Consider the following 22,288-nt stretch of genomic DNA (forward strand, 5'->3'; position numbering starts at 1 on the left):
CCGCGCGTGACTCAGTCATCGACAAATGTCAGATCCAGTCGTCGCAGCCGCGCGCGGTCGGCGAGGATGTTGATCTCGACGACCTTCCCGTGCGCGACGGTGAAGCCCATGACCGAGAACGGCTGCCCCTCCACCACCGTGACGAGTCCCGGAGCGCCGTTGACCAGCGCCGGCCGTGCGAAGGGGGCGAACCGGGAGAACATCAGCGCCTGTCCGACGACCGACCGTGCTCCGCGGACCAGCTTCGACAAGCCGCCGGGCCCCGCACCGGCGTCGGCGCGCAGCACCACGTCCGGATCGAGGACGGCGAGCAGCGCCTCGAAGTCGCCACCGCGCGAGGCGGCGAGGAACGCGTCCACCACCTCCCGCTGGCGGGCGAGATCGGTGTCCGCTGCCGGGGCGGTGCCCTGGATGCGGCGGCGCGCCCGGCTGGCGAGCTGCCGGGCGGCGGCGGGTGTGCGGTCCACCACCGGTGCGATCTCGTCGAAGGGCATCGCGAACATGTCGTGCAGGACGAAGGCGAGCCGCTCGACGGGGGTGAGGGTCTCCAGGACGACCAGCAGCGCGAGCCCGACCGAGTCGGCCAGCATCGCCTCGTTCTCCGGATCGACGGAGTCCAGGCGGCTCACGACCGGCTCGGGGACGTGCGTGTCGAGCGGGTCCTCGCGCCGTGCCTTGCGCATCCGCAGCTGGTCCAGGCACACCCGCCCGACGACCGTCGTCAGCCAGCCGCCCAGATTCTCCACGCCGTCCGCACCGGACCGGCTCAGCCGCAGCCAGGCCTCCTGGACGGCGTCGTCCGCTTCACTGAGTGAGCCGAGCATGCGGTAGGCCACCGCCCGCAGATGACTGCGGTTCTCCTCGAACCGCGCCGCCAGCCACTCGTGATCGTTCACCGGTCTTCTGCCTCCCCGTCATGATCCGTCATCACCATGACGTATGCGGCGGGTCGGATGTGACCTGACAACGATCATGACGAGGGTGATGTGCGCGACACCGCCGCCCAGGCGCGGGACGCCGCTCCGGCGGCCTACCAGCAGGTCGTCCAGGTCCGTGCGGGGATCTTCGGGCACGGGCGTGTCCTTTTGGGCGGCGTTCGAGGAGACAGTGACCGGATTGCGCAGGGAGTCATCGGCGCCCGTCAGGGCATGACCCCGTCGCGACGATGTACTAGAGTTATCTCGACATCGAGATATCTGCCGAGAGGCGTACCGCTGCCGCGCCAGTAAGGCATGCCTAACTTAGGCTCACCTTAGCGGATGGGGCAAGGACCTGTGACGGCAGGATTGCGGTGGTACGCGCGAATTCATGCATGAAGGAGACTGTCGTGTCGGCGAACAGCTTCGACGCCCGCAGCACGCTGCAGGTGGGCGACGAGTCGTACGAGATCTTCCGGCTGGACAAGGTGGAGGGCGCCGCCCGTCTGCCGTACAGCCTGAAGGTGCTGCTGGAGAACCTGCTCCGCACCGAGGACGGCGCGAACATCACCGCCGACCACATCCGGGCGCTCGGTGGCTGGGACTCGCAGGCCCAGCCCAGCCAGGAGATCCAGTTCACGCCGGCCCGCGTGATCATGCAGGACTTCACCGGCGTCCCGTGTGTCGTGGACCTCGCGACCATGCGTGAGGCCGTGAAGGAGCTGGGCGGCGACCCGGCGAAGATCAACCCGCTCGCGCCGGCCGAGCTGGTCATCGACCACTCCGTCATCGCCGACAAGTTCGGCACGAACGACGCCTTCAAGCAGAACGTCGAGCTGGAGTACGGCCGCAACAAGGAGCGCTACCAGTTCCTGCGCTGGGGCCAGACCGCCTTCGACGAGTTCAAGGTCGTCCCCCCGGGCACCGGCATCGTCCACCAGGTCAACATCGAGAAGCTGGCCCGTACGGTCATGGTCCGCAACGGCCAGGCCTACCCCGACACCCTGGTCGGCACCGACTCGCACACCACAATGGTCAACGGCCTGGGCGTGCTGGGCTGGGGCGTCGGCGGCATCGAGGCCGAGGCCGCCATGCTCGGCCAGCCGGTCTCCATGCTCATCCCGCGCGTCGTCGGCTTCAAGCTGACCGGTGAGCTGCCCGCCGGCACCACCGCCACGGACCTCGTGCTCACGATCACCGAGATGCTGCGCAAGCACGGTGTCGTCGGCAAGTTCGTCGAGTTCTACGGTGAGGGCGTCGCCGCCACCTCGCTCGCCAACCGCGCCACCATCGGCAACATGTCGCCGGAGTTCGGCTCCACCGCGGCGATCTTCCCGATCGACGACGAGACCCTGAACTACCTGCGCCTGACCGGCCGTGACGCCCAGCAGGTCGCGCTCGTCGAGGCGTACGCCAAGGAGCAGGGCCTCTGGCTCGACCCGGCCGCCGAGCCCGACTTCTCCGAGAAGCTGGAGCTGGACCTGTCGACGGTCGTTCCGTCGATCGCCGGTCCCAAGCGCCCGCAGGACCGCATCGTCCTCGCCGAGGCCGCATCGCAGTTCGAGCGCGACGTCCTGAACTACGTGTCGGACGCCGACGAGGCGGGCCAGGAGTCCTTCCCGGCCTCCGACGCCCCGGCCGCCACCAACGGCGTGCCGAGCCGCCCGACCACGGTCACCGCCCCCGACGGCTCGACCTACGAGATCGACCACGGTGCGGTGACGGTCGCGGCCATCACCTCCTGCACCAACACCTCGAACCCGTACGTCATGGTCGCCGCCGCGCTGGTGGCCAAGAAGGCGGTCGAGAAGGGCCTGTCCCGCAAGCCGTGGGTCAAGACCACCCTGGCGCCCGGCTCGAAGGTCGTCACCGACTACTTCGACAAGGCCGGTCTGACCCCGTACCTCGACAAGGTCGGCTTCAACCTCGTCGGCTACGGCTGCACCACCTGCATCGGCAACTCCGGCCCGCTGCCGGAGGAGGTCTCCAAGGCCGTCAACGAGCACGACCTGGCCGTGACCTCGGTGCTCTCCGGCAACCGCAACTTCGAGGGCCGGATCAACCCCGACGTCAAGATGAACTACCTGGCCTCCCCGCCGCTGGTCGTCGCGTACGCCCTCGCGGGTTCGATGAAGGTCGACATCACCAAGGACGCGCTCGGCACCGACCAGGACGGCAAGCCGGTCTACCTGGCCGACATCTGGCCGACCGAGGCCGAGGTCAACGACGTCGTCGCCAACGCCATCGGCGAGGACATGTTCAACAAGTCCTACCAGGACGTCTTCGCGGGCGACGCCCAGTGGCAGGCGCTGCCGATCCCGACCGGCAACACCTTCGAGTGGGACGCCGAGTCCACCTACGTCCGCAAGCCCCCGTACTTCGAGGGCATGGCGATGGAGCCGGCGCCGGTCCAGGACATCGCCGGTGCGCGCGTGCTCGCCAAGCTCGGCGACTCGGTCACCACCGACCACATCTCCCCGGCCGGTGCGATCAAGGCCGACACCCCGGCCGGTCAGTACCTGACCGAGCACGGTGTGGAGCGTCGTGACTTCAACTCCTACGGCTCCCGCCGTGGTAACCACGAGGTCATGATCCGCGGCACCTTCGCCAACATCCGCCTGCGCAACCAGATCGCGCCGGGCACGGAGGGCGGCTACACCCGCGACTTCACCCAGGCCGACGGCCCGGTGTCGTTCATCTACGACGCCTCGCGCAACTACATCGAGCAGGGCATCCCGCTGGCCATCCTGGCCGGCAAGGAGTACGGCTCGGGTTCGTCGCGTGACTGGGCCGCCAAGGGCACCGCGCTGCTCGGCGTCAAGGCCGTCATCGCCGAGTCCTACGAGCGCATCCACCGCTCGAACCTCATCGGCATGGGCGTTCTGCCGCTGCAGTTCCCGGAGGGCCAGAACGCCGAGTCCCTCGGCCTGACCGGCGAGGAGGCCTTCTCCTTCACCGGCGTCGAGGAGCTCAACAACGGCACCACGCCGAGCACGGTGAAGGTCACCACCGACACCGGCGTCGAGTTCGACGCGGTCGTGCGCATCGACACCCCCGGCGAGGCGGACTACTACCGCAACGGCGGCATCATGCAGTACGTGCTGCGGTCGCTCATCCGCAAGTAAGCACCACCGCAAGCTGGTCCCGCACGACGCACGACGGGCCGCACTCCCCGAAGCCGGGGGGTGCGGCCCGTTCCGCGTTCCGGGCGCCGGCGACGCCGAGGCGCCGTTCGCCGCCCGTCACAGGGGCTCCACAGGCCGACCGGGGCTACGGCGCCCCGAGCAGCTCCATCTCGGCGAGCGTCGGCCTGCCGTCGGCCACCAGCCGGTAGTGCCGGTACGAACCCGGCCGGGAGACCTCGAAGACCCTGGTCTGGTGGTCCCAGGTGAAGGACTCCGAGCGGCAGCGGTCCACCTGTGTCCACCGCCGGCCGTCGTGGGAGGCCTCAAGCACCCAGGACGTGGGTGCGCTGCCCTTCGCCGCCGAGGTGAGGGTGTACGACGTCACCCGTTTCGGGCCGGTCAGCTCGACCGCGGCGGTGGTGAATTCCGCCGCGGTGTCCGAGGTGTCGTCGAACAGTGCGCTGCCGTCCGGACGGGTCAGATCCGCCTCGGGGGCCGGGACCTGGTCGTCCTTGGTGAGGGAGGTGGGGGCGGCCTTCTTGCCACTGCCCCAGGCGGACGGTTCCGGGCCCATGCCGAATTCCAGGGTGCCGCCGCGGGCGAGCAGCTTGTGGGGGAGGGCGGTGGAGTTCCAGGGCTTTCCGTTGACGCGCAGGGACTGGACGTAGACATTGCGCGGGCCGTTGCGCGGGGCCTTGATCACCAGATCGCGGCCGTTCTCCAGGTGGATCGTGGCCTTGGTGAACAGCGGTGAGCCCACCGCGTATTCGCCCTGCCCCATCACCAGCGGATAGAAGCCCAGCGAGCTGAAGACGTACCACGCGGACATCTCGCCGTTGTCCTCGTCGCCCGGATATCCCTGTCCGATCTCACTGCCGAGGTAGAGCCGGGACAGCGCCTCGCGGACCTTTTGCTGGGCCTTCCAGGGCCGGCCCGCCGCGTCGTAGGTGTAGGCGATGTGATGCGCGGGCTGATTGCTGTGCCCGTACATCCCCATACGGGTGTCGCGGGCCTCGGTCATCTCATGGATGACATCGCCGTAGGAGCCGGCGAACTCCTTGGCGGCCGTCTCCGGGGTGGAGAAGTAGGCGTCCAGCTTCTCGGCCAGGGCGGAGCGGCCGCCGTAGAGGTTGGCCAGGCCCCGGGTGTCCTGCGGGGCGGTGAAGGCGAAGGTCCAGGCGTTGGTCTCGGTGTAGTCGTGGCCCCAGACGCGGGGGTCGAACCGGTCGGGCGGCAGGCGCCAGTCGCCCTGGGCGTCCCTGCCCTGGAAGAAGCCGACCTCGTCGTCGAAGAGCTTGACGTAGTTCCGGGCGCGCTGGAAGAAGTACGCCGACTCCTCCTTGTACCGCTGCTTGTGCGTCTTGGCGTACAGCGCCTTTCCCATCCGGGCGATGCCGAAGTCGTTGAGGTAGCCCTCCAGCGCCCAGGACATGCCCTCGCGGGTGTCGGTGCTCGTATAGCCGAGGAAGGGGGCGGTGTTCATGCCCTTCCGGCCGACTCCCGGGCTCGGCGGGGCGACGGTGGCGTTCTTGACGGCCGCGGCATAGGCGGCCTCGGCGTCGAACTCCACGCCCTTGACGTAGGCGTCGGCGAAGGCCACATCGGAACTCGTACCGGTCATCAGGTCCGCGTAACCGGGCGAGGACCAGCGGGAGATCCAGCCGCCGTCCTTGTACTGCTGGACGAAGCCGTCGACCATCTTCCCGGCCCGCTCGGGGGTGAGCAGGGAGTAGGCGGGCCAGGTGGTGCGGTAGGTGTCCCAGAAGCCGTTGTTGACGTAGACCGCACCGTCGACGATCTTCGAGCCGGTGCGGGTGGGGGTGTCGGGGCCGGTCTGCGGCGAGAAGGGGGAGGCGTAGCGGGTGCGCGAGCCGACCTTCTCGAAGCCGGAGTTGGGGTAGAGGTAGAGGCGGTAGAGGCTGGAGTAGAGGGTGGTGAGCTGGTCGCGGCTCGCGCCCTGCACCTCGATACGGCCCAGCAGGTCGTCCCACTGCGACTGCGCCCGGCGCTTGACGTCGCCGAAGGCCGTACCGGCCGGGATCTCGCGGGAGAGGTTCGCCTTCGCCTGGTCCACGCCGATCAGGGACGTGGCGATGCGCATCGTCACGGTGCGGTCGGCGCCCGGCCGGAAGCGGAGGTAGCCGGTGACGTCCTTGCCTCCCCCGCCGTGGAGTCTGCCGCCGCCGGTGACCGGTGCGTCGAAGACGCCGTAGACGAAGAGCCGGGTGGCGCCGACGGACAGCCCGCTGCGGACGTCCGAGAAACCGGTGACGACGCCGCGCTCGGTGTCCAGGCTCAGGCCGCCCTTGTTGTTGACGTTGTCGAAGATCAGTCTCGCGTCGTCCCCGGGGAAGGTGAAGCGCATCAGCGCGGCGTGGTCGGTCGGGGTGATCTCCGCCTTGAGGCCGTTGTCGAAGGTCACGCCGTAGTAGTGCGGCTTCGCGGTCTCGTTGGCGTGGTGGAACGGCAGCGCCCGGCCGGTGCGCGAGGCGTCCGGGGTGCCGGCCGCGACGGACGGCATGACCTGGAAGGTCTGCCGGTCGCCCATCCAGGGGCTGGGTTCGTGGCTGGCGCTGAAGGCCTGGAGGGTGGGGAGGTTGTCGGCGTTGTTGCGGCGCGCGTATTCGTAGAGCCAGTCGGAGGAGCCCGCGTTGGTGACCGGCGTCCAGAAGTTGAAGCCGTTGGGGACGGCGGTGGCGGGGAAGGTGTTGCCGCGCGAGAAGCTGCCGCTGGAGAGGGTGCCGCGGGTGGTGAGGGCGTAGTCGGAGAGGTGGGCGAGCGGCTTGTCCGGGGCCTTGCGGCCCAGGGCGATGTCGTCGACCCAGCCGCGGAAGGCCGGTGCGGTCCGCGGTGCCTCGGGCGCGTCGTAGGCGACCAGGATCCGGTCGACGGTCTTGCCGGCGGCGACCGCGCCGATCCGCGACTCGCGGTGGTTCCACTGGTTGACGTAGAGCGTCTTGGAGGAGGCCTGGCCCTGCGGGGTCAGCGGGGCGCCGTGCTGGTCGACGGCGCCCAGCTCGCTGAGGTAGGTGCCGTCGGTGAAGGCCAGGTCCACGGCGACATGGGTCGCGGGGTAGGCCAGGTCGGTGGTCGCCATCTCCGGGAAGATCTCGTACGAGAGCGCCGTCGACGCGGTGACCGGCGTGTCGACGTCGAAGATCTTGTTGTACGAGTAGCCGCGGCCGTCGCCGGTGTGGGTGCCGGCGTAGCGCAGCGCATGGCCGCCGGAGAAGCCGGCGTGCGCCTTGGCGGTGGGGGAGTCGGCGGGGCCGGTGCCGGGCGCGGTGCTCATTCCGGGGGCCGCGGGGGTGGTCGGCGGGGTGACGCCGGAGGTCCGGGGCCGTCCGTCGGGCCCGGTCTCGATGCCGTCGGTCCAGTCGGGCCGGGGGTCGCCGGACTCGAAGGAGGAGCGGAAGTCCGGTGCCGCCCGGGGCTTTTGGGGCGGCGCGGCCAGGGCCGGGCCGTGGGCGGTGATGACGAGCAGAGCGGCCGCCACGAGGGCCGCCGGGCGGGGGACGCCCCGCAGTGGACTGTGCCGGTGTCTGAGCCGCACGCGGTCCCTCTCAACCAGATTGACATCGTTGTCAGTTGAACGACGCGACGATAAACAGAGATAAGTAAGGTGCGTGCGCACTTTGGTGTCAAGGGTGTCGCTGCGATCGATGGGCCGGCCGGGTCCCAAGGTGATCCGGCGGGGTGACGGCGGTCGGATCGTCGGCATACCGGGGAGGTCTCAACTAGGGAAAGACTGCTGTCCCACCCTGCATTCGATCTTGCCCCTTCGGCCGGAAGTGGACTATACCTGTCGGCGTCCGAGCGGCCGTACGACCAAGGCCGTGGGGAGCCGGGGGGAGGGCGGGGAACGAATGATTTGCCCGCATATCCCTAGCGCGCCCGGTGCACATCCCGTACAACTCAGCTTCATCTGACCCGCGGTGCCGGGGTGGCTCCGGTACACCGCCTGAGTCCTGAAGAAGGCGAGGACTTGAGCATGGGATCCACCTCAGAATTCAACCGTCGCGATCTGGTCAAGCGGGCCGCGGCTCTGGGCATCATCGCCGTCCCGGCAATGGGGACGCTTTCGGCGTGTGCCACCGGTGGCGGTGGCGGGGACACCGACAACGGCACCAAGAACAAGGGCGAGACCTCGGCGAAGAACCCGCTCGGCGTGAAGAAGGGCGTGCCGATGGAGGCGTTCATCTTCAAGGGCGGGCTGGGCGACCAGTACGCGAAGGACGCCGAGGCCGACTACAACAAGACCTATGGCGTCACGGTCAAGCACACCGGGACCCAGCAGGTCGGCCCGAAGCTGCAGCCGCGGTTCGCCGGCGGAAATCCCCCGGACGTCATCGACAACTCCGGATCCGACCACCTGGATATGAACAAGCTGTCCTCGCAGGGCCAGTTGCAGGATCTGACGACACTGCTCGACGCGCCTTCGCTGGACGATCCGAAGAAGAAGGTCCGGGACACGCTTTACCCCAGCACCCTGGAAAAGGGCAAGCACAAGGACGCCTTCGATGTCCTCTACTACGCGTTCACGGTCTACGGCACGTGGTATTCCAGCAAGCTGCTGAAGGACCGGGGCTGGGAGTACCCGACCTCGTTCGACGACATGATCAAGCTCTGTGCGGAGATCAAGAAGGCGAACGTGGCGCCCTGGACGTACCCGGGCAAGTACCCCTACTACGTCCACTTCAACATGTTCGCGCAGATCGCCAAGATCGGCGGGCTCGACAAGTGGATCGCCATCGACAACCTGGAGCCGAAGGCCTGGACGTCGAACGACGCGGTCAAGCAGGTCGTCGAGCACTATGAGGAACTCGCCGCCAAGAAGTACTTCCTGGAAGGCAGCCAGGGGCTGACGCACATTCAGTCCCAGACCGCCTGGACCCGTGGGAAGGCCGTCTTCATCCCCAACGGCTCCTGGGTGGAGAACGAGGCCTCCCCGACCACCCCGAAGGACTTCGGCATGGCCGTCGGCCCGCTGTTCGACGGCGGCAGCGGCGACAAGATGCCGCACGGCACCGTACGCGCCGAGCCCAGTGAGCCGTTCATCGTGGCCAAGGGCGGCGAGAACCCGGTCGGCGGTATGGAGCTGCTGCGCATTCTGCTGTCGAAGAAGCACGCGCAGAATTTCGCGACGAAGGTCAAGTCGCTCACCGCGGTCCAGGGCGCGACCGACGGCATGCAGCTCTCACCGGGCCTCTCCTCGGCCGCCGAGGTCGTCAAGAAGGGTGGCGAGAACCTGCTGATGATCCAGCTCCAGGAGTGGTACCCGAAGCTGACGGACGAGAAGCTGGGCGGGCTCACCAGTCAGCTGCTGACCGGTGACATGAAGGCCGCGGAGTGGATCAAAAAGGCCCAGCAGTACGCGGACGAATTCGCCAAGGACGATTCCGTCACCAAGTTCCGCCGCGAGGCCTAAAGCACACCGCCACTGCTGACGAGGGAGGGCCGGGGAGCGCATGCAACACGGCAAGTACCGATTCATCGTGGGGTTCCTGGCCCTGCCGCTGCTGATCTACGCGATCTTCGTGATCTCGCCGTTCATCCAGGCGTTCCAGATCTCGACCACGGAATGGAGCGGCCTGCGCGGTGCCGCCAAGAGCATCGGTCTGGACAACTACGACAAGCTGCTGCACAGCGACGAGTTCTGGAACGCGCTGCGGCACAACGTCGTCATGCTGGTGCTGGTGCCGATCGCGACGCTGGCACTGGGGCTGTTCTTCGCCTTCATGCTCAACGTCGGCGGACGTGCCCGCCGCGGCGCGGTCATCACCGGCGTCCGCGGAGCGTCGTTCTACAAGTTCGTATACTTCTTCCCGCAGGTCATCTCGATCACCATCATCTCGGTGATCTGGTTCAACATCTACAATCCGGATCCGCACGACGGCATGCTCAACTCGCTGCTCGGCGCGGTGGGTCTGGATTCGCTGCAGAGCTCCTGGCTCGGCGAGCGCGGCCTCGCCCTGGCCTGCATCATGGTGGTGATGGTCTGGGCGAACGTCGGCTTCTACGTCGTGCTCTTCTCCGCTGCCATGGCCTCCATTCCGCGGGAGATCTACGAGGCCTCGCTGCTGGACGGCGCCAACCGCTTCCACACCTTCTTCCGGATCACCCTTCCGCTGCTGTGGGACACCGTGCAGACGGGCTGGGTCTATATGGGCATCATCGCGATGGACGCCTTCGCGCTGGTGCAGATCATGTCGGTCAACATGGGCGGCCCGGACGGCGCGACCGACGTCGTACCGCTCCGGCTGTACCAAACCGCCTTCCGTGACAGTCAGTTCGGCTACGCCGCGGCGATGGGTGTCGCCATGCTCATCGTCACGCTGTTGTTCGCCGTCCTCACGATGCGCTTCGCGCGGCGTGAGCGGATCGAGTTCTAGGGGCTGGGCGCATGACGACGGAAACCGACGCGGTGGACAAGCTGCCGGTGACGGCCGGGCGGCGGGCCGAAGGCGGGAAGAGCGCGGGGAGGTCGCGCCGGGGTGCCGAGGGCGGCGTACTCAATGCCTTCTCGCACGGCATGCTGATCGTGTGGGCGCTCATGGTGGGAATGCCGCTGCTGTGGGTGCTGTGGAGTTCCTTCAAGAGCAGCGGCGACATTCTCACCACGCCCTGGTCGCTGCCGGACGTGCTGCACTTCGAGAACTGGGCCAACGCCTGGAACAAGGCCAACATCGGCAAGTTCTTCCTCAACACCCTTGTCGTGGTGGGGGGTTCGGTCGTCGGGACGATGGTGCTCGGCTCCATGGCCGGCTACGTCCTGGCACGGTTCACGTTCCCCGGGAACCGCCTCATCTACTACCTGTTCGTGGCCGGGATGTCCTTCCCGGTGTTCATGCTGGTCATCCCGCTGTTCTTCGTGATGCGGGACTTTCCGGGGATTCCGCTGCTGGCGACGTACCAGGGCCTGATCGCGGTCTACATCGCCTATTCGCTGCCGTTCACCGTCTTCTTCATGACGTCCTTCTTCCGCACCCTGCCGACCTCGGTGGCGGAGGCGGCGATGATCGACGGCGCCTCGCACGTGCGGACGTTCTTCCAGGTGATGCTGCCGATGGCCAAGCCCGGCCTGATCAGCATCGGGATCTTCAACTTCCTGGGGCAGTGGAACCAGTACCTGCTGCCGATGGTCCTCAACCAGGACGAGGACAAGTACGTGTTGACCCAGGGCCTCGCCAACATCGCGCTGCAGCAGGGCTATGAGGGCGACTGGGGCGGACTGATGGCCGGCATGATGATCGCGATGCTGCCGGTGCTGCTGGTGTACTTCATCTTCCAGCGGCAGGTGCAGGCCGGGCTGACGGCCGGAGCGATCAAGTAGACCCCGGCACGCACCCCGCCCTCGGGGGCGGCCCCGCCGCGGCGGAGCCGCCCCCGAGGTGCGCACATCTGAGCCGCCCCCCGATCATCCCGGACTCAACGTCTTGACGAGACTTCCCGACGGGCGTTCTGCTTAGAGTTCACATGTTGAATCGACAGCCGCCCCCCGAAGGTGTGGGTGCGGTCGGCGGGCGGTCGTGCCCTCCCCAGCTGTGCTGGGAGGCACCCCCGGCCCGAGACAGGAGTGGATGAGTCGATGGAGACTCCGGGGTCGCAGTCCTCGTTGCACCGGGCCAATCTGGAGCGGGTCGTGCGCGCGGTGCGTATGGCGGGCTCACTCACGCAGGCGGAGATCGCCCGGAGCACGGGGCTGTCCGCGGCCACCGTCTCCAACATCGTCCGTGAGCTGAAGGACGGCGGGACCGTCGAGGTGACCCCCACCTCGGCGGGCGGGCGGCGGGCGCGCAGCGTCTCGCTCTCCGGCGACGCGGGCATCGTCGTGGGCGTCGATTTCGGGCACTCCCATCTGCGGGTGGCGGTCGGCAACCTGGCCCACCAGGTGCTCGCCGAGGAGGCCGAGCCGATCGATGTGGACGCCTCCGCCGCCGAGGGCTTCGACCGGGCGGAGCAGCTGGTCAGCCGGCTGATCGCGGCGACCGGCATCAGCCCGGGCAAGGTCATCGGCGTGGGCCTGGGCGTGCCCGGGCCCATCGACGTCGAATCGGGGACGCTGGGCTCGACCGCGATCCTGCCGGGCTGGTCCGGGACGAACCCCAGCCAGGAGCTCTCCGGGCGCCTCGGGGTGCCGGTCTACGTCGACAACGACGCCAACCTCGGCGCGCTGGGCGAGCTGGTGTGGGGCGGCGGCCGCGGAGCCTCCGACCTGGCGTACATCAAGGTGGCCAGCGGTGTCGGCGCGGGCCTGGTGATCAGCGGGCAGATCTACCGCGGGCCGGGCGGCACCGCGGGCGAGATCGGGCACATCACCCTGGACGAGTCCGGCCCGGTGTGCCGCTGCGGCAACCGCGGCTGCCTGGAGACCTTCACCGCGGCCCGGTACGTCCTGCCGCTGCTGCAGCCGAGCCACGGCGCCGATCTGACCATGCCGCGCGTGGTGCAGCTGGCCCGCGAGGGGGACCCGGGCTGCCGTCGGGTGATTGCGGACGTAGGCCGCCATATCGGCAGTGGTGTGGCCAATCTGTGCAATCTACTCAATCCCAGCCGGGTGGTGCTCGGCGGTGATCTCGCCGAGGCCGGCGAGCTGGTGCTCGCGCCGATCCGGGAGTCGGTGTCGCGGTACGCGATCCCCAGCGCGGCACGGCAGTTGGGCATCGTCCCCGGCACGCTAGGGGGCCGCGCGGAGGTACTGGGCGCGCTGGCGCTGGTGCTGAGCGAAATGGGCGATTCGAGCCTGCTCGACGGCGTGCAGGGTGTGGACGCGCCCGCTATAGCGTGAGCGCGATGAGTTCACACAGCTAACGCATGGCACCGTTGCCATCTCGTTAAGGATTTACTTCTTGACGGTCGGCTGGCGGCCGAGTTGACTTCCAGCCACCTCGGCCGCAACGACGCGGCCTCGTCAGGGAGGCAACCCCAATGAACGTTTGGACGCGTCGCGTCGTCATAGGAACCGCCGCCGTATCGATGGCGCTCTCCGTGGCCGCCTGTGGCAAGGCCGGTGACGGCGCCAAGGGCGGCGGTGGCGACAACAAGACCATCGGCCTGCTGCTGCCGGAGAACAAGACCACGCGTTACGAGACCTTCGACCGCCCGCTGATGGAGGCGAAGATCAAGGAGCTGTGCAGCGACTGCACGGTGAAGTACAACAACGCGGCGCAGGAGACCGAGACCCAGAAGAAGCAGTTCGACGCGCTGATCACCCAGGGCGTGAAGGTGATCATCCTCGACGCGGTCGACTTCAAGGCCACCAAGTCGTGGGTGAACCAGGCCGCCAAGAAGGGCGTCAAGGTCATCGCGTACGACCGGCTGGCCGAGGGCAACATCTCCGCCTACGTCTCCTACGACAACGAGAAGATCGGCCGCCTCCAGGGCCAGGCGCTGGTCAAGGCTCTGGGCGACAAGGCCAAGGACAGCAATGTCGTCATGATCAACGGTTCGCCGACCGACCCGAACATGCCGTTCTTCAAGAAGGGCGCCCACAGCGTCCTCGACAAGCAGGTCAAGAAGGTCGCCTACGAGCAGGACATCCCGGACTGGTCGCCGGACGAGGCCAACCGGAAGATGGGTGCGGCCCTCGACTCGCTCGGCAAGGACGGCTTCCAGGGCGTCTACTCCGGCAACGACGGCATGGCCGGCGGCATCATCACCGCCCTCAAGCAGAAGGGCGTGAAGGTCCCGGTCGGCGGCCAGGACGCCGAGCTGGCGGGCCTGCAGCGCATCCTCAAGGGCGAGCAGGCGTTCACGATCTACAAGCAGATCAAGCCGCAGGCCGACTCCACGGCCGAGATCGCCGTCAAGCTGCTCAAGGGCGAGAAGATCGACTCCCTGACCGACGCCAAGGTCGACAGCCTCAGCGGCGAGGTCAAGGGCATCCCGGCGAAGCTCTACGACGCGCAGATCGTGACCGAGGACAACATCGCCTCCACGATCATCAAGGACAAGGTCTACAAGGCGAGCCAGATCTGCACCGGCGACGTCAAGAAGGCCTGCGAGGCGGCCGGCATCAAGTAAGGCCACCGGCTGCCGGCCGCCCGGCTGCCAGCCCCGGCCCCCGGCCACCGGCCGTACCGGTTCCCCCGCCCGCGCCGACCTGTCCCAGGCGTGGGCGCGGGACCGTACCCGCACAACCCCCCATCCCCTCGCAGAGCCCCCCGCTCTTCGCACCATCCCCGCCGTTGTGACGGCGGCGAAGGAGATGATTCACGTGTCCGCTACGCCTGTGCTGGCGTTGCGCGGAGTCTCCAAGCGGTTCGGCGCCGTCCAAGCACTCACGGACGTCACCCTGGAGATCCACCCCGGTGAGGTGGTCGCCCTCGTCGGCGACAACGGCGCCGGCAAGTCCACCCTGGTCAAGACCATCTCGGGCGTCCACCCGGTCGACGACGGCGCCATCGAGTGGGAAGGCAACGCGGTACGCATCAACAAGCCGCACGACGCCCAGGAACTCGGCGTCGCCACCGTCTACCAGGACCTCGCGCTCTGCGACAACCTCGACGTCGTCGCCAACCTCTTCCTCGGCAACGAGACCCGCACCGCCGGTGTCCTCGACGAGATCGCCATGGAGAAGCGCGCCAAGGAGCTGCTGGACACCCTGTCGATCCGCATCCCCAGCGTCCGCATCCCCGTCGCCGCGCTCTCCGGCGGCCAGCGGCAGGTCGTCGCCATCGCCCGTGCGCTGATCGGCGACCCCAAGATCGTCATCCTCGACGAGCCCACCGCCGCCCTCGGCGTCGAGCAGACCGCGCAGGTCCTCGACCTCGTCGAGCGGCTGCGCGAGCGCGGCCTGGGCGTCATCCTCATCAGCCACAACATGGCCGATGTGCAGGCCGTCGCGGACCGGGTCGCGGTGCTGCGGCTGGGCCGCAACAACGGTGTCTTCGACGTCGAGGGCACCTCCCACGAAGAGATCATCGCCGCGATCACCGGCGCCTCGGACAACGCCGTCACCCGCCGCAAGGCGCGTACGGACCAGGTGAAGAAGGAGGTCGGGGCATGACCGACCTGACCAAGGAGCCGGCCGGTCCGGAGGCCGAGGCCGCACCGGCCGCCGTCGACACCCCGCAGCCGGCCGCCGTCGACCCCCGTCTGCTCGTCCGGGAACAGGGCATCGCGGGCTACCTCAACGACTTCAAGCGCCGGGTGCGCGGCGGTGAGCTGGGCTCGCTGCCGGTCATCATCGGCCTGATCGTCATCGCGGTCGTCTTCCAGCTCAAGAACAGCAGCTTCCTGTCCGCGGACAGCCTCGCGAACATCGGTGTCTACACCTCGGGCCTGGGCATCATGGCCGTCGGCATCGTCTTCGTGCTGCTGCTCGGCGAGATCGACCTCTCCGTCGGCTCGGTGGCCGGTGTGGGCGCGGCCGTCTGGGCCGTGCTCAGCGTCACCAACGGTGTCAACGACTGGCTCGCGGTCCTGATCGCCATCGTGGCCGGTGTGGCCATCGGCACCCTGCACGGGTTCTTTTTCGCCAAGATCGGTGTGCCGGCCTTCGTCGTCACCCTGGCCGGTTTCCTCGGGTGGAGCGGCCTGCAGATCTGGATGATGGGCAAGGAGGGCTCCATCAACACGCCGAGCGGCAGTGTGGTGGAGAGCCTCACCGGCTACTACTTCGAGGACAAGGCCGCCGCGTACGGTCTCGCGCTGGTCGCGGTCCTCGCGTACGCCGCGTCGCTCCTGCTGGACAGCAAGCGCCGCAAGGCCGCCGCACTGCCCTCCCGGCCGCTCAGCGAGATCCTGCTGCGCACCGGCGTGGTCGCGCTGATCAGCTTCGTGGTCGCCTACGTGCTCAACGAGCCGGCCGGTGCCCGCGGTCTGCCGCTGGCCCTGGTGCTGTTCCTCGCGGTGCTGGTCGTCGCCGACTTCGTGGTGCGCCGCACCACCTACGGACGCCAGATCTTCGCGGTCGGCGGCAACGCCGAGGCCGCCCGCCGGGCCGGTATCAACGTGAACAAGATCCGGATCAGCGTCTTCGCGATCTCCGGGATGCTCGCCGCCTTCGGCGGGCTGTTCATCGCCAGCCTCTCCGGTGGCGCCACCAAGAACCTGGGTTCCGGCAACACCCTGATGAACGTCATCGCGGCGGCCGTCATCGGCGGCACCAGCCTCTTCGGCGGCCGCGGCAAGATCTGGTCCGCGCTGCTGGGCATGCTGGTCATCCAGTCGATCCAGCAGGGCCTGAACCTGCTGGGCATGGCCAGTGAGATCCAGTACATGATCACCGGCGCGGTGCTGCTCGCCGCGGTCGTGATCGACTCGGTTTCCCGGCGGACGCAGAAGACCGCGGGGCGCACGTAGGGCGCGGGATGTCGCCTGACTGCGGCAGCGCTCCGGGCGCACGTAGGGCGCGGGATGTCGTCTGGCCGCGGCAGCGCTCCGGGCGCACGTAGGGCGCGGGATGTCGTCTGACTGCGGCAGCGCTCCGGGCGCACGTAGGGCGCGGGATGTCGTCTGACTGCGGCAGCGCTCCGGGCGCACGTAAGGCGCGGGATGTCGTCTGGCCGCGGCAGCGCTCCCGGCGCAGGTAAGTCTTCCGCTCGTCACTCGGCCGAGGCAGCGTCGCCCCGGCCGCTTCGACGGCGCCGGCCCCCACCGGGCATGATCCGGTGGGGGCCGGCGCCGTGTGCCGTGTGTGTCACACCGCGCAACCGACCGGCCGAAAGCCGTCGTCACCCGAGTGACATACATCGCGAGGCCCGCGCGTCGGCTCAGCGGGCGCGACATTAGACTCATCTGATCGGCAAGCTCGATCAGGGCAGCAAGCTCGAACACAGCAGCAGCAAGGAGGCAGGGGTGGCGTTGCTTTCCCGTATCAGGGGACCGCGCGATCTGGACCGACTGGGCCCGGAGCAGCTCGAGCAGCTGGCGGGGGAGATCCGTACCTTCCTTGTCGACGCGGTCTCCAAGACCGGCGGACACCTCGGCCCGAACCTCGGCGTGGTCGAGCTGACCATCGCCCTGCACCGCGTCTTCGACTCGCCCAAGGACCGGGTGCTGTTCGACACCGGACACCAGTCCTACGTCCACAAGCTGCTCACCGGCCGTCAGGACTTCTCCCAGCTGCGGGCCAAGGGCGGGCTGTCCGGCTACCCCTCGCGCGCCGAGTCCGACCACGACGTGATCGAGAACTCGCACGCCTCCACCGTCCTGGGCTGGGCCGACGGCCTGGCGAAGGCCAACCAGGTGCGCGGCAAGGACGACCACGTCGTCGCCGTCATCGGTGACGGCGCGCTGACCGGCGGAATGGCCTGGGAGGCGCTCAACAACATCGCCGTCGCCAAGGACCGCCCGCTCGTCATCGTCGTCAACGACAACGAGCGCTCCTACGCGCCGACCATCGGCGGCCTGGCCAACCACCTCGCCACCCTGCGCACCACCGACGGCTACGAGCGCTTCCTGGCCCGCGGCAAGGACCTCCTGGAGCGCACCCCCGTCGTCGGCAAGCCGCTCTACGAGACGCTGCACGGCGCGAAGAAGGGCCTGAAGGACTTCATCGCCCCGCAGGGCATGTTCGAGGACCTGGGCCTGAAGTACGTCGGACCGATCGACGGCCATGACATGGAGGCCCTGGAGTCCGCGCTGCAGCGCGCCAAGCGCTTCGGCGGCCCGGTCATCGTGCACTGCCTCACCGAGAAGGGCCGCGGCTACAAGCCCGCCGAGCAGGACGAGGCGGACCGCTTCCACGGCATCGGGGTGATCCACCCGGACACCGGCCTGCCGGTGGCGGCGTCGGGCGCCAGCTGGACCTCCGTCTTCGGCGACGAGATGGTCAAGCTGGGCCAGGAGCGTGACGACATCGTGGCGATCACGGCGGCCATGCTGCAGCCGGTGGGCCTCGGAAAGTTCGCCAAGGCGTTCCCTGAGCGGGTCTACGACGTGGGCATCGCCGAGCAGCACGCGGCCGTCTCGGCGGCGGGCCTGGCGACCGGCGGACTGCACCCGGTCTTCGCGGTGTACGCCACCTTCCTCAACCGCGCCTTCGACCAGGTGCTGATGGACGTCGCCCTGCACAAGTGCGGGGTCACCTTCGTCCTGGACCGGGCCGGTGTCACCGGCGACGACGGTGCCTCGCACAACGGCATGTGGGACATGTCCCTGCTCCAGGTCGTCCCGGGCCTGCGGATCGCCGCGCCGCGCGACGCCGACCAGGTGCGCGCGCAGCTGCGCGAGGCCGTCGAGGTCAAGGACGCCCCGACCGTCGTGCGCTACTCCAAGGGCAAGGTCGGTCCCGCCGTCGAGGCCGTGGACCGGGTCGGCGGCATGGACGTGCTCCGCGCGCCCGACGAGAGCGTCAAGCGGCCCGACGTCCTGCTGGTCTCCGTCGGCGCGCTCGCCCCGATGTGCCTGGAGATCGCCGACCTCCTCGACAAGCAGGGCATCTCGACGACCGTCGTGGACCCGCGCTGGGTCAAGCCGGTCGACGAGGCGCTGCCGGGCCTGGCCGCCAAGCACCGTGTGGTCATCACCGTCGAGGACAACTCCCGTACGGGCGGCGTCGGTTCGGCGATCGCCCAGTCGCTGCGGGACGCCGGTGTGGACCTGCCGCTGCGCGACTTCGGCATCCCCGAGCGCTTCCTCGACCACGCCTCCCGCAAGGAGATCCTGGCGGAGATCGGGCTCACCGCTCCGGACATCGCCCGCCAGGTGACCGGTCTGGTGTCCAAGATCGACGGTCTGCCGCGGACCGATCTGGAGGACGCCGCGGCCACCGCGGACGCTCCCGACCGCGCGCAGGCCGAGGTCGCCCGCGACTGATTCCGCAGACCCTGCCGATGGGCCGGCCGGTCATCCGTACGGATGTTCCGCCCGGCCCATCGGCATACCCGCGGCCACACCCCATCGGGTGAATCACCGTCCCCTGGAGGCCCGCCAAAGCTGACTGTTTCCAGACATTGCGGAGACTCGGTCAGTTCAGGAGAGTTGCGAGGGTCGTCCAGGCGGAGGTTCGCCCATGAGCACACAGCACGGCACACCACATGATTCACGTCGACACAGCGGCATGTTCCGGACGAAGACTGTGGAGCAGTCGATCCTGGACACCGAAGAACCGGAGCACACACTCAAGAAGTCCCTGTCGGCCCTCGATCTGACCGTCTTCGGTGTCGGTGTGGTCATCGGCACCGGCATCTTCGTCCTCACCGGGAAGATCGCCAAGGAGCAGGCCGGTCCCGCCGTCGCGCTGTCCTTCGTCGCCGCCGGCGTGGTCTGCGCGCTGGCGGCGCTGTGCTACGCGGAGTTCGCCTCCACCGTGCCGGTCGCCGGATCGGCCTACACCTTCTCCTACGCCTCACTGGGGGAGCTGCCGGCCTGGATCATCGGCTGGGACCTGATCCTGGAACTCGCGCTGGGCTGCGCCGTGGTCGCCGTCGGCTGGTCGGGCTACATCCGCTCACTGCTGGACAGCGCCGGATGGCACCTCCCCGTCGGCCTGTCCGGCACCCACGAGGGACGGTTCGGCTTCGATCTGCTCGCCTGCATCCTGGTGCTGGTGCTGACCGGCATCCTCGTGCTGGGGATGAAGCTGTCCTCGCGGGTGACGGCGGTGGTCGTCGGGATCAAGGTCACCGTCGTCCTGCTGGTCATCATCGCCGGTGCCTTCCTGATCAACGGCGCCAACTACGAACCGTTCGTACCGCCCAGCCAGCCCACCGAGGGCGGCGGCGGACTGGGCGCGCCGCTGGCGCAGCTGCTCTTCGGCTTCACCCCGTCCAACTTCGGCGTCATGGGCATCTTCGGCGCGGCGGCCGTGGTCTTCTTCGCGTTCATCGGCTTCGACATCGTCGCCACCGCCGCCGAGGAGACCCGCAACCCGCAGCGCGACGTACCGCGCGGCATCCTCGGCTCGCTGGCCATCTGCACCATCCTCTACGTCGCGGTGTCGGTGGTCGTCACCGGTATGCAGAAGTACAGCAGGCTCTCCACCGACGCCCCGCTCGCGGATGCCTTCAAGGACCTCGACCAGCCCTACTTCGCGGGGGTGATCAGTTTCGGCGCCGCCGTCGGTCTGACCTCGGTCTGCATGATCCTGCTGCTCGGCCAGAGCCGGGTGTTCTTCGCGATGAGCCGGGACGGGCTGCTGCCGCGGGTCTTCTCGCGGGCCCACCCCCGCTACGGCACCCCCTACCGCGCGACCATCGCGCTGGGCGTCGTCGTCGCCGTGGTCTCCGGTTTCACCTCGATCGACGAGCTGGCCGAACTGGTCAACATCGGCACGCTGTTCGCCTTCGTCGTGGTCGCCGTCGGCGTCATTCTGCTGCGCCGCTCGCGGCCGGACCTGCCCCGTTCGTTCCGCACCCCGTTCGTGCCCGTGGTACCGCTGCTGTCGGTGGCCGCCTCGCTGTGGCTGATGCTCAATCTGCCCGCCGAGACCTGGGCGCGGTTCGCGGTCTGGATGGTGGCCGGCTTCGGCATCTACTTCCTGTACGGGCGGTCGCACAGCCGCCTCGGCATCCGCAACCGGCAGACCGAGAAGGGCTGAGACCCCGCTCCCGCCCCGGCCGTGCGCCCGTCCTCCTGTCCCTCCGCTCGCCCCGTACACCGCAGCTCGCGGTGTACGGGGCTTTTTCCGTACGGCGGTGCCGGCGGCTCGTACGGCGGTGCCGGCCCGTAAGAGGTGCGCGCAGGGCAGGGCGCACCGGCCCGCCCCCGCGTCGTGGCCGGCGGCTCGCGTAGCGTCCGTGTGCAGGGGGATCGCCGGCGACCGTCGTACCTGATCGGACCGGGCACGGGATGTCGGGTCCGGCAGGGTGCGTCCTCCTGGCGTGGTGGACGTAGGAGAAGGAGACCGAGGTGCTGGAGCGGCTGAACGAGGCCCTGGAACACATCGAGGCGCATCTCGACCAGCGGATCGAGGTAGCCGAGCTGGCGCGGATCGCGACGACGTCGGAGTACCACTTCCGACGGCTGTTCTCCACGCTGGCGGGAATGCCGCTGTCGGAGTACGTCCGGCGCAGGCGGCTGACCATCGCGGGGGCCGAGGTGCTGACCGGAGAGCGGACGCTGCTGGAGATCGCGGTGCGCTACGGCTACGGCTCGGGGGAGGCGTTCGCGCGGGCGTTCCGGGCCGTGCACGGTGTGGGGCCGGGCGAGGCCCGGCGGACCGGTGTCGCGCTGCGCTCCCAACCTCGGATGTCCTTCCGTCTCATCATCGAAGGCAGCAGCAGCATGCGGTACCGGATCGTGGAGAAGGAGCAGTTCCGTGTGGTCGGGAAGAAGGCCCGGGTGCCGCTCGTGCACGAGGGGGTGAACCCGGCGATGGCCGACTTCATCCGGAGCATCGACCAGGAGACGATGCGGCGCATCGGCGCGCTGTCCGATCAGGAGCCGGCGGGGATCGTCGCGGTGAGCGACGACCTCGACCCGAGCCGGGCGGAGGGAACCGAACTCGACTACTACCACGGCGTGGTGACCCGGGCGGCCGTCCCTGAGGACCTGGACGCGCTCACCGTCCCGGCGGGGACGTGGGCCGTCTTCGACAACTCCGGGCCGTTCCCGCAGGCGCTCCAGCACCTGTGGCGGGACGTGTTCACGCAGTGGTTCCCGTCCAACCCGTACCAGAGCAGGCCGGGACCGGAGATCCTGCGCACCCGCCTGTCCCCGGACGCGGCGCGGGCGGACGCGGAGCTGTGGATCCCCGTGGAGCGGACCGGGGTCTGACGGGGTGGTGCGGTGGTGTCCCACCCGGGGCACCGCCGCACCGAAGCGGGCTCCTACGCCCCTCCGCGCCGCCCCCACACCGCCCGGGGGCCCGTCACCCGGGCGCCCAGCGCCTCGACGCGCTCGCGCAGCCCCCGGTCGGCGGTGACCACCAGGCAGTCCCGTCCGCCGCCCTCGTCGGCCACCAGCCGGACGATCCGGTCGTCGCCGCTGCCGGGCGACGGCACCACCCGTACGCCCTCGATGGAGGTCACCCCGCGTGCCGCGCCCTCCACTACGAGGACCATCTCCAGGGGCGGCTCGGCCAGCCCCGGCAGGCCGGCGGTGGCGAAGCCCGGCAGCGCGTCGCGCAGCCGCTCCGCCGCGGCGTGCCGGTCCCGCCACCAGCCGTCGGGCACCGAGCCGACGACATTCGCGGCATCGACAACGACCAAGGAATCCATGCCGCCACCTTGCCATGCGGCGCTTCTCCGGGGGTGGGTTCGGCAACGCGAAGGCGGGGGGGGGGGGGGGGGGGGGGGGGGGGGACCCCCCCAACGCCCCCGGGCCGAAACCCCCTCCCCCCCCCCCCCCCCCCCCAAC

Annotated in this window: 15 protein-coding genes; 11 read left to right on the forward strand and 4 right to left on the reverse strand. The window is 69.0% G+C overall.

Features of this window, described 5'->3' with window-relative positions; genetic code table 11:
- Window positions 1-11 precede the first annotated feature (11 nt).
- Together sigJ and AC0680_RS11580 are read right to left on the reverse strand one after the other, a co-directional pair.
- Window positions 12-896 (reverse strand): RNA polymerase sigma factor SigJ, encoded by an 885-nt coding sequence (sigJ, locus tag AC0680_RS11575; protein ID WP_478627044.1) that lies wholly within the window; start codon window positions 894-896, stop codon window positions 12-14.
- 18 nt (window positions 897-914) lie between these two features.
- Complete coding sequence (locus AC0680_RS11580) at window positions 915-1,073, reverse strand: hypothetical protein (protein WP_478627047.1); 159 nt, start codon at window positions 1,071-1,073, stop codon at window positions 915-917.
- A 254-nt stretch (window positions 1,074-1,327) separates the two neighbouring features.
- On the opposite strand from AC0680_RS11580, the gene acnA reads away from it, so the two are divergent.
- The gene (gene acnA / locus AC0680_RS11585) at window positions 1,328-4,042 is read left to right on the forward strand and encodes an aconitate hydratase AcnA (protein ID WP_478627048.1); all 2,715 of its coding nucleotides are present in this window, start codon (window positions 1,328-1,330) and stop codon (window positions 4,040-4,042) included.
- A gap of 145 nt (window positions 4,043-4,187) precedes the next feature.
- Here the strand turns inward: acnA and AC0680_RS11590 are convergent, their stop codons facing one another.
- The gene (locus AC0680_RS11590) at window positions 4,188-7,595 is read right to left on the reverse strand and encodes a GH92 family glycosyl hydrolase (protein WP_478627050.1); all 3,408 of its coding nucleotides are present in this window, start codon (window positions 7,593-7,595) and stop codon (window positions 4,188-4,190) included.
- A 438-nt stretch (window positions 7,596-8,033) separates the two neighbouring features.
- Between AC0680_RS11590 and ngcE the strand changes: the two genes are divergently transcribed.
- The 10 genes from ngcE to AC0680_RS11640 all read left to right on the forward strand — a co-directional run bounded on the left by ngcE (window position 8,034) and on the right by AC0680_RS11640 (window position 21,706).
- Window positions 8,034-9,470, forward strand: a complete 1,437-nt coding sequence (gene ngcE / locus AC0680_RS11595) for an N-acetylglucosamine/diacetylchitobiose ABC transporter substrate-binding protein (RefSeq protein ID WP_478627053.1) — start codon at window positions 8,034-8,036, stop codon at window positions 9,468-9,470.
- A 40-nt stretch (window positions 9,471-9,510) separates the two neighbouring features.
- Entirely contained in the window at window positions 9,511-10,434 is a 924-nt protein-coding gene (locus AC0680_RS11600; protein ID WP_478627055.1) for a carbohydrate ABC transporter permease, read from the forward strand.
- Window positions 10,435-10,445: 11 nt separating this feature from the next.
- Window positions 10,446-11,375 carry a carbohydrate ABC transporter permease gene (locus tag AC0680_RS11605; RefSeq protein WP_478627056.1) on the forward strand — a complete coding sequence of 310 codons (930 nt, stop codon included), beginning with the start codon at window positions 10,446-10,448 and terminating at the stop codon, window positions 11,373-11,375.
- A gap of 255 nt (window positions 11,376-11,630) precedes the next feature.
- Entirely contained in the window at window positions 11,631-12,830 is a 1,200-nt protein-coding gene (locus AC0680_RS11610) for an ROK family transcriptional regulator (RefSeq protein WP_468982558.1), read from the forward strand.
- 140 nt (window positions 12,831-12,970) lie between these two features.
- Window positions 12,971-14,065: a substrate-binding domain-containing protein gene (locus tag AC0680_RS11615; protein ID WP_478627059.1), complete on the forward strand. Its 1,095-nt coding sequence runs from the start codon at window positions 12,971-12,973 to the stop codon at window positions 14,063-14,065.
- 184 nt (window positions 14,066-14,249) lie between these two features.
- Complete coding sequence (locus AC0680_RS11620) at window positions 14,250-15,050, forward strand: ATP-binding cassette domain-containing protein (protein ID WP_384431495.1); 801 nt, start codon at window positions 14,250-14,252, stop codon at window positions 15,048-15,050.
- Window positions 15,047-16,348, forward strand: a complete 1,302-nt coding sequence (locus AC0680_RS11625) for a sugar ABC transporter permease (RefSeq protein WP_478627061.1) — start codon at window positions 15,047-15,049, stop codon at window positions 16,346-16,348. Before AC0680_RS11620 ends, AC0680_RS11625 begins: the two co-directional genes overlap by 4 nt.
- A gap of 495 nt (window positions 16,349-16,843) precedes the next feature.
- Window positions 16,844-18,805: a 1-deoxy-D-xylulose-5-phosphate synthase gene (gene dxs, locus AC0680_RS11630; RefSeq protein ID WP_478627064.1), complete on the forward strand. Its 1,962-nt coding sequence runs from the start codon at window positions 16,844-16,846 to the stop codon at window positions 18,803-18,805.
- A gap of 196 nt (window positions 18,806-19,001) precedes the next feature.
- Window positions 19,002-20,528 (forward strand): amino acid permease, encoded by a 1,527-nt coding sequence (locus AC0680_RS11635; protein ID WP_478627067.1) that lies wholly within the window; start codon window positions 19,002-19,004, stop codon window positions 20,526-20,528.
- A 311-nt stretch (window positions 20,529-20,839) separates the two neighbouring features.
- Window positions 20,840-21,706, forward strand: a complete 867-nt coding sequence (locus AC0680_RS11640) for a GyrI-like domain-containing protein (RefSeq protein WP_478627070.1) — start codon at window positions 20,840-20,842, stop codon at window positions 21,704-21,706.
- A gap of 53 nt (window positions 21,707-21,759) precedes the next feature.
- Here the strand turns inward: AC0680_RS11640 and AC0680_RS11645 are convergent, their stop codons facing one another.
- Window positions 21,760-22,149 carry an NTP pyrophosphohydrolase gene (locus AC0680_RS11645; protein WP_478627071.1) on the reverse strand — a complete coding sequence of 130 codons (390 nt, stop codon included), beginning with the start codon at window positions 22,147-22,149 and terminating at the stop codon, window positions 21,760-21,762.
- Window positions 22,150-22,288: the final 139 nt, after the last annotated feature.

Source organism: Streptomyces sp. NPDC043738, from assembly GCF_056436545.1.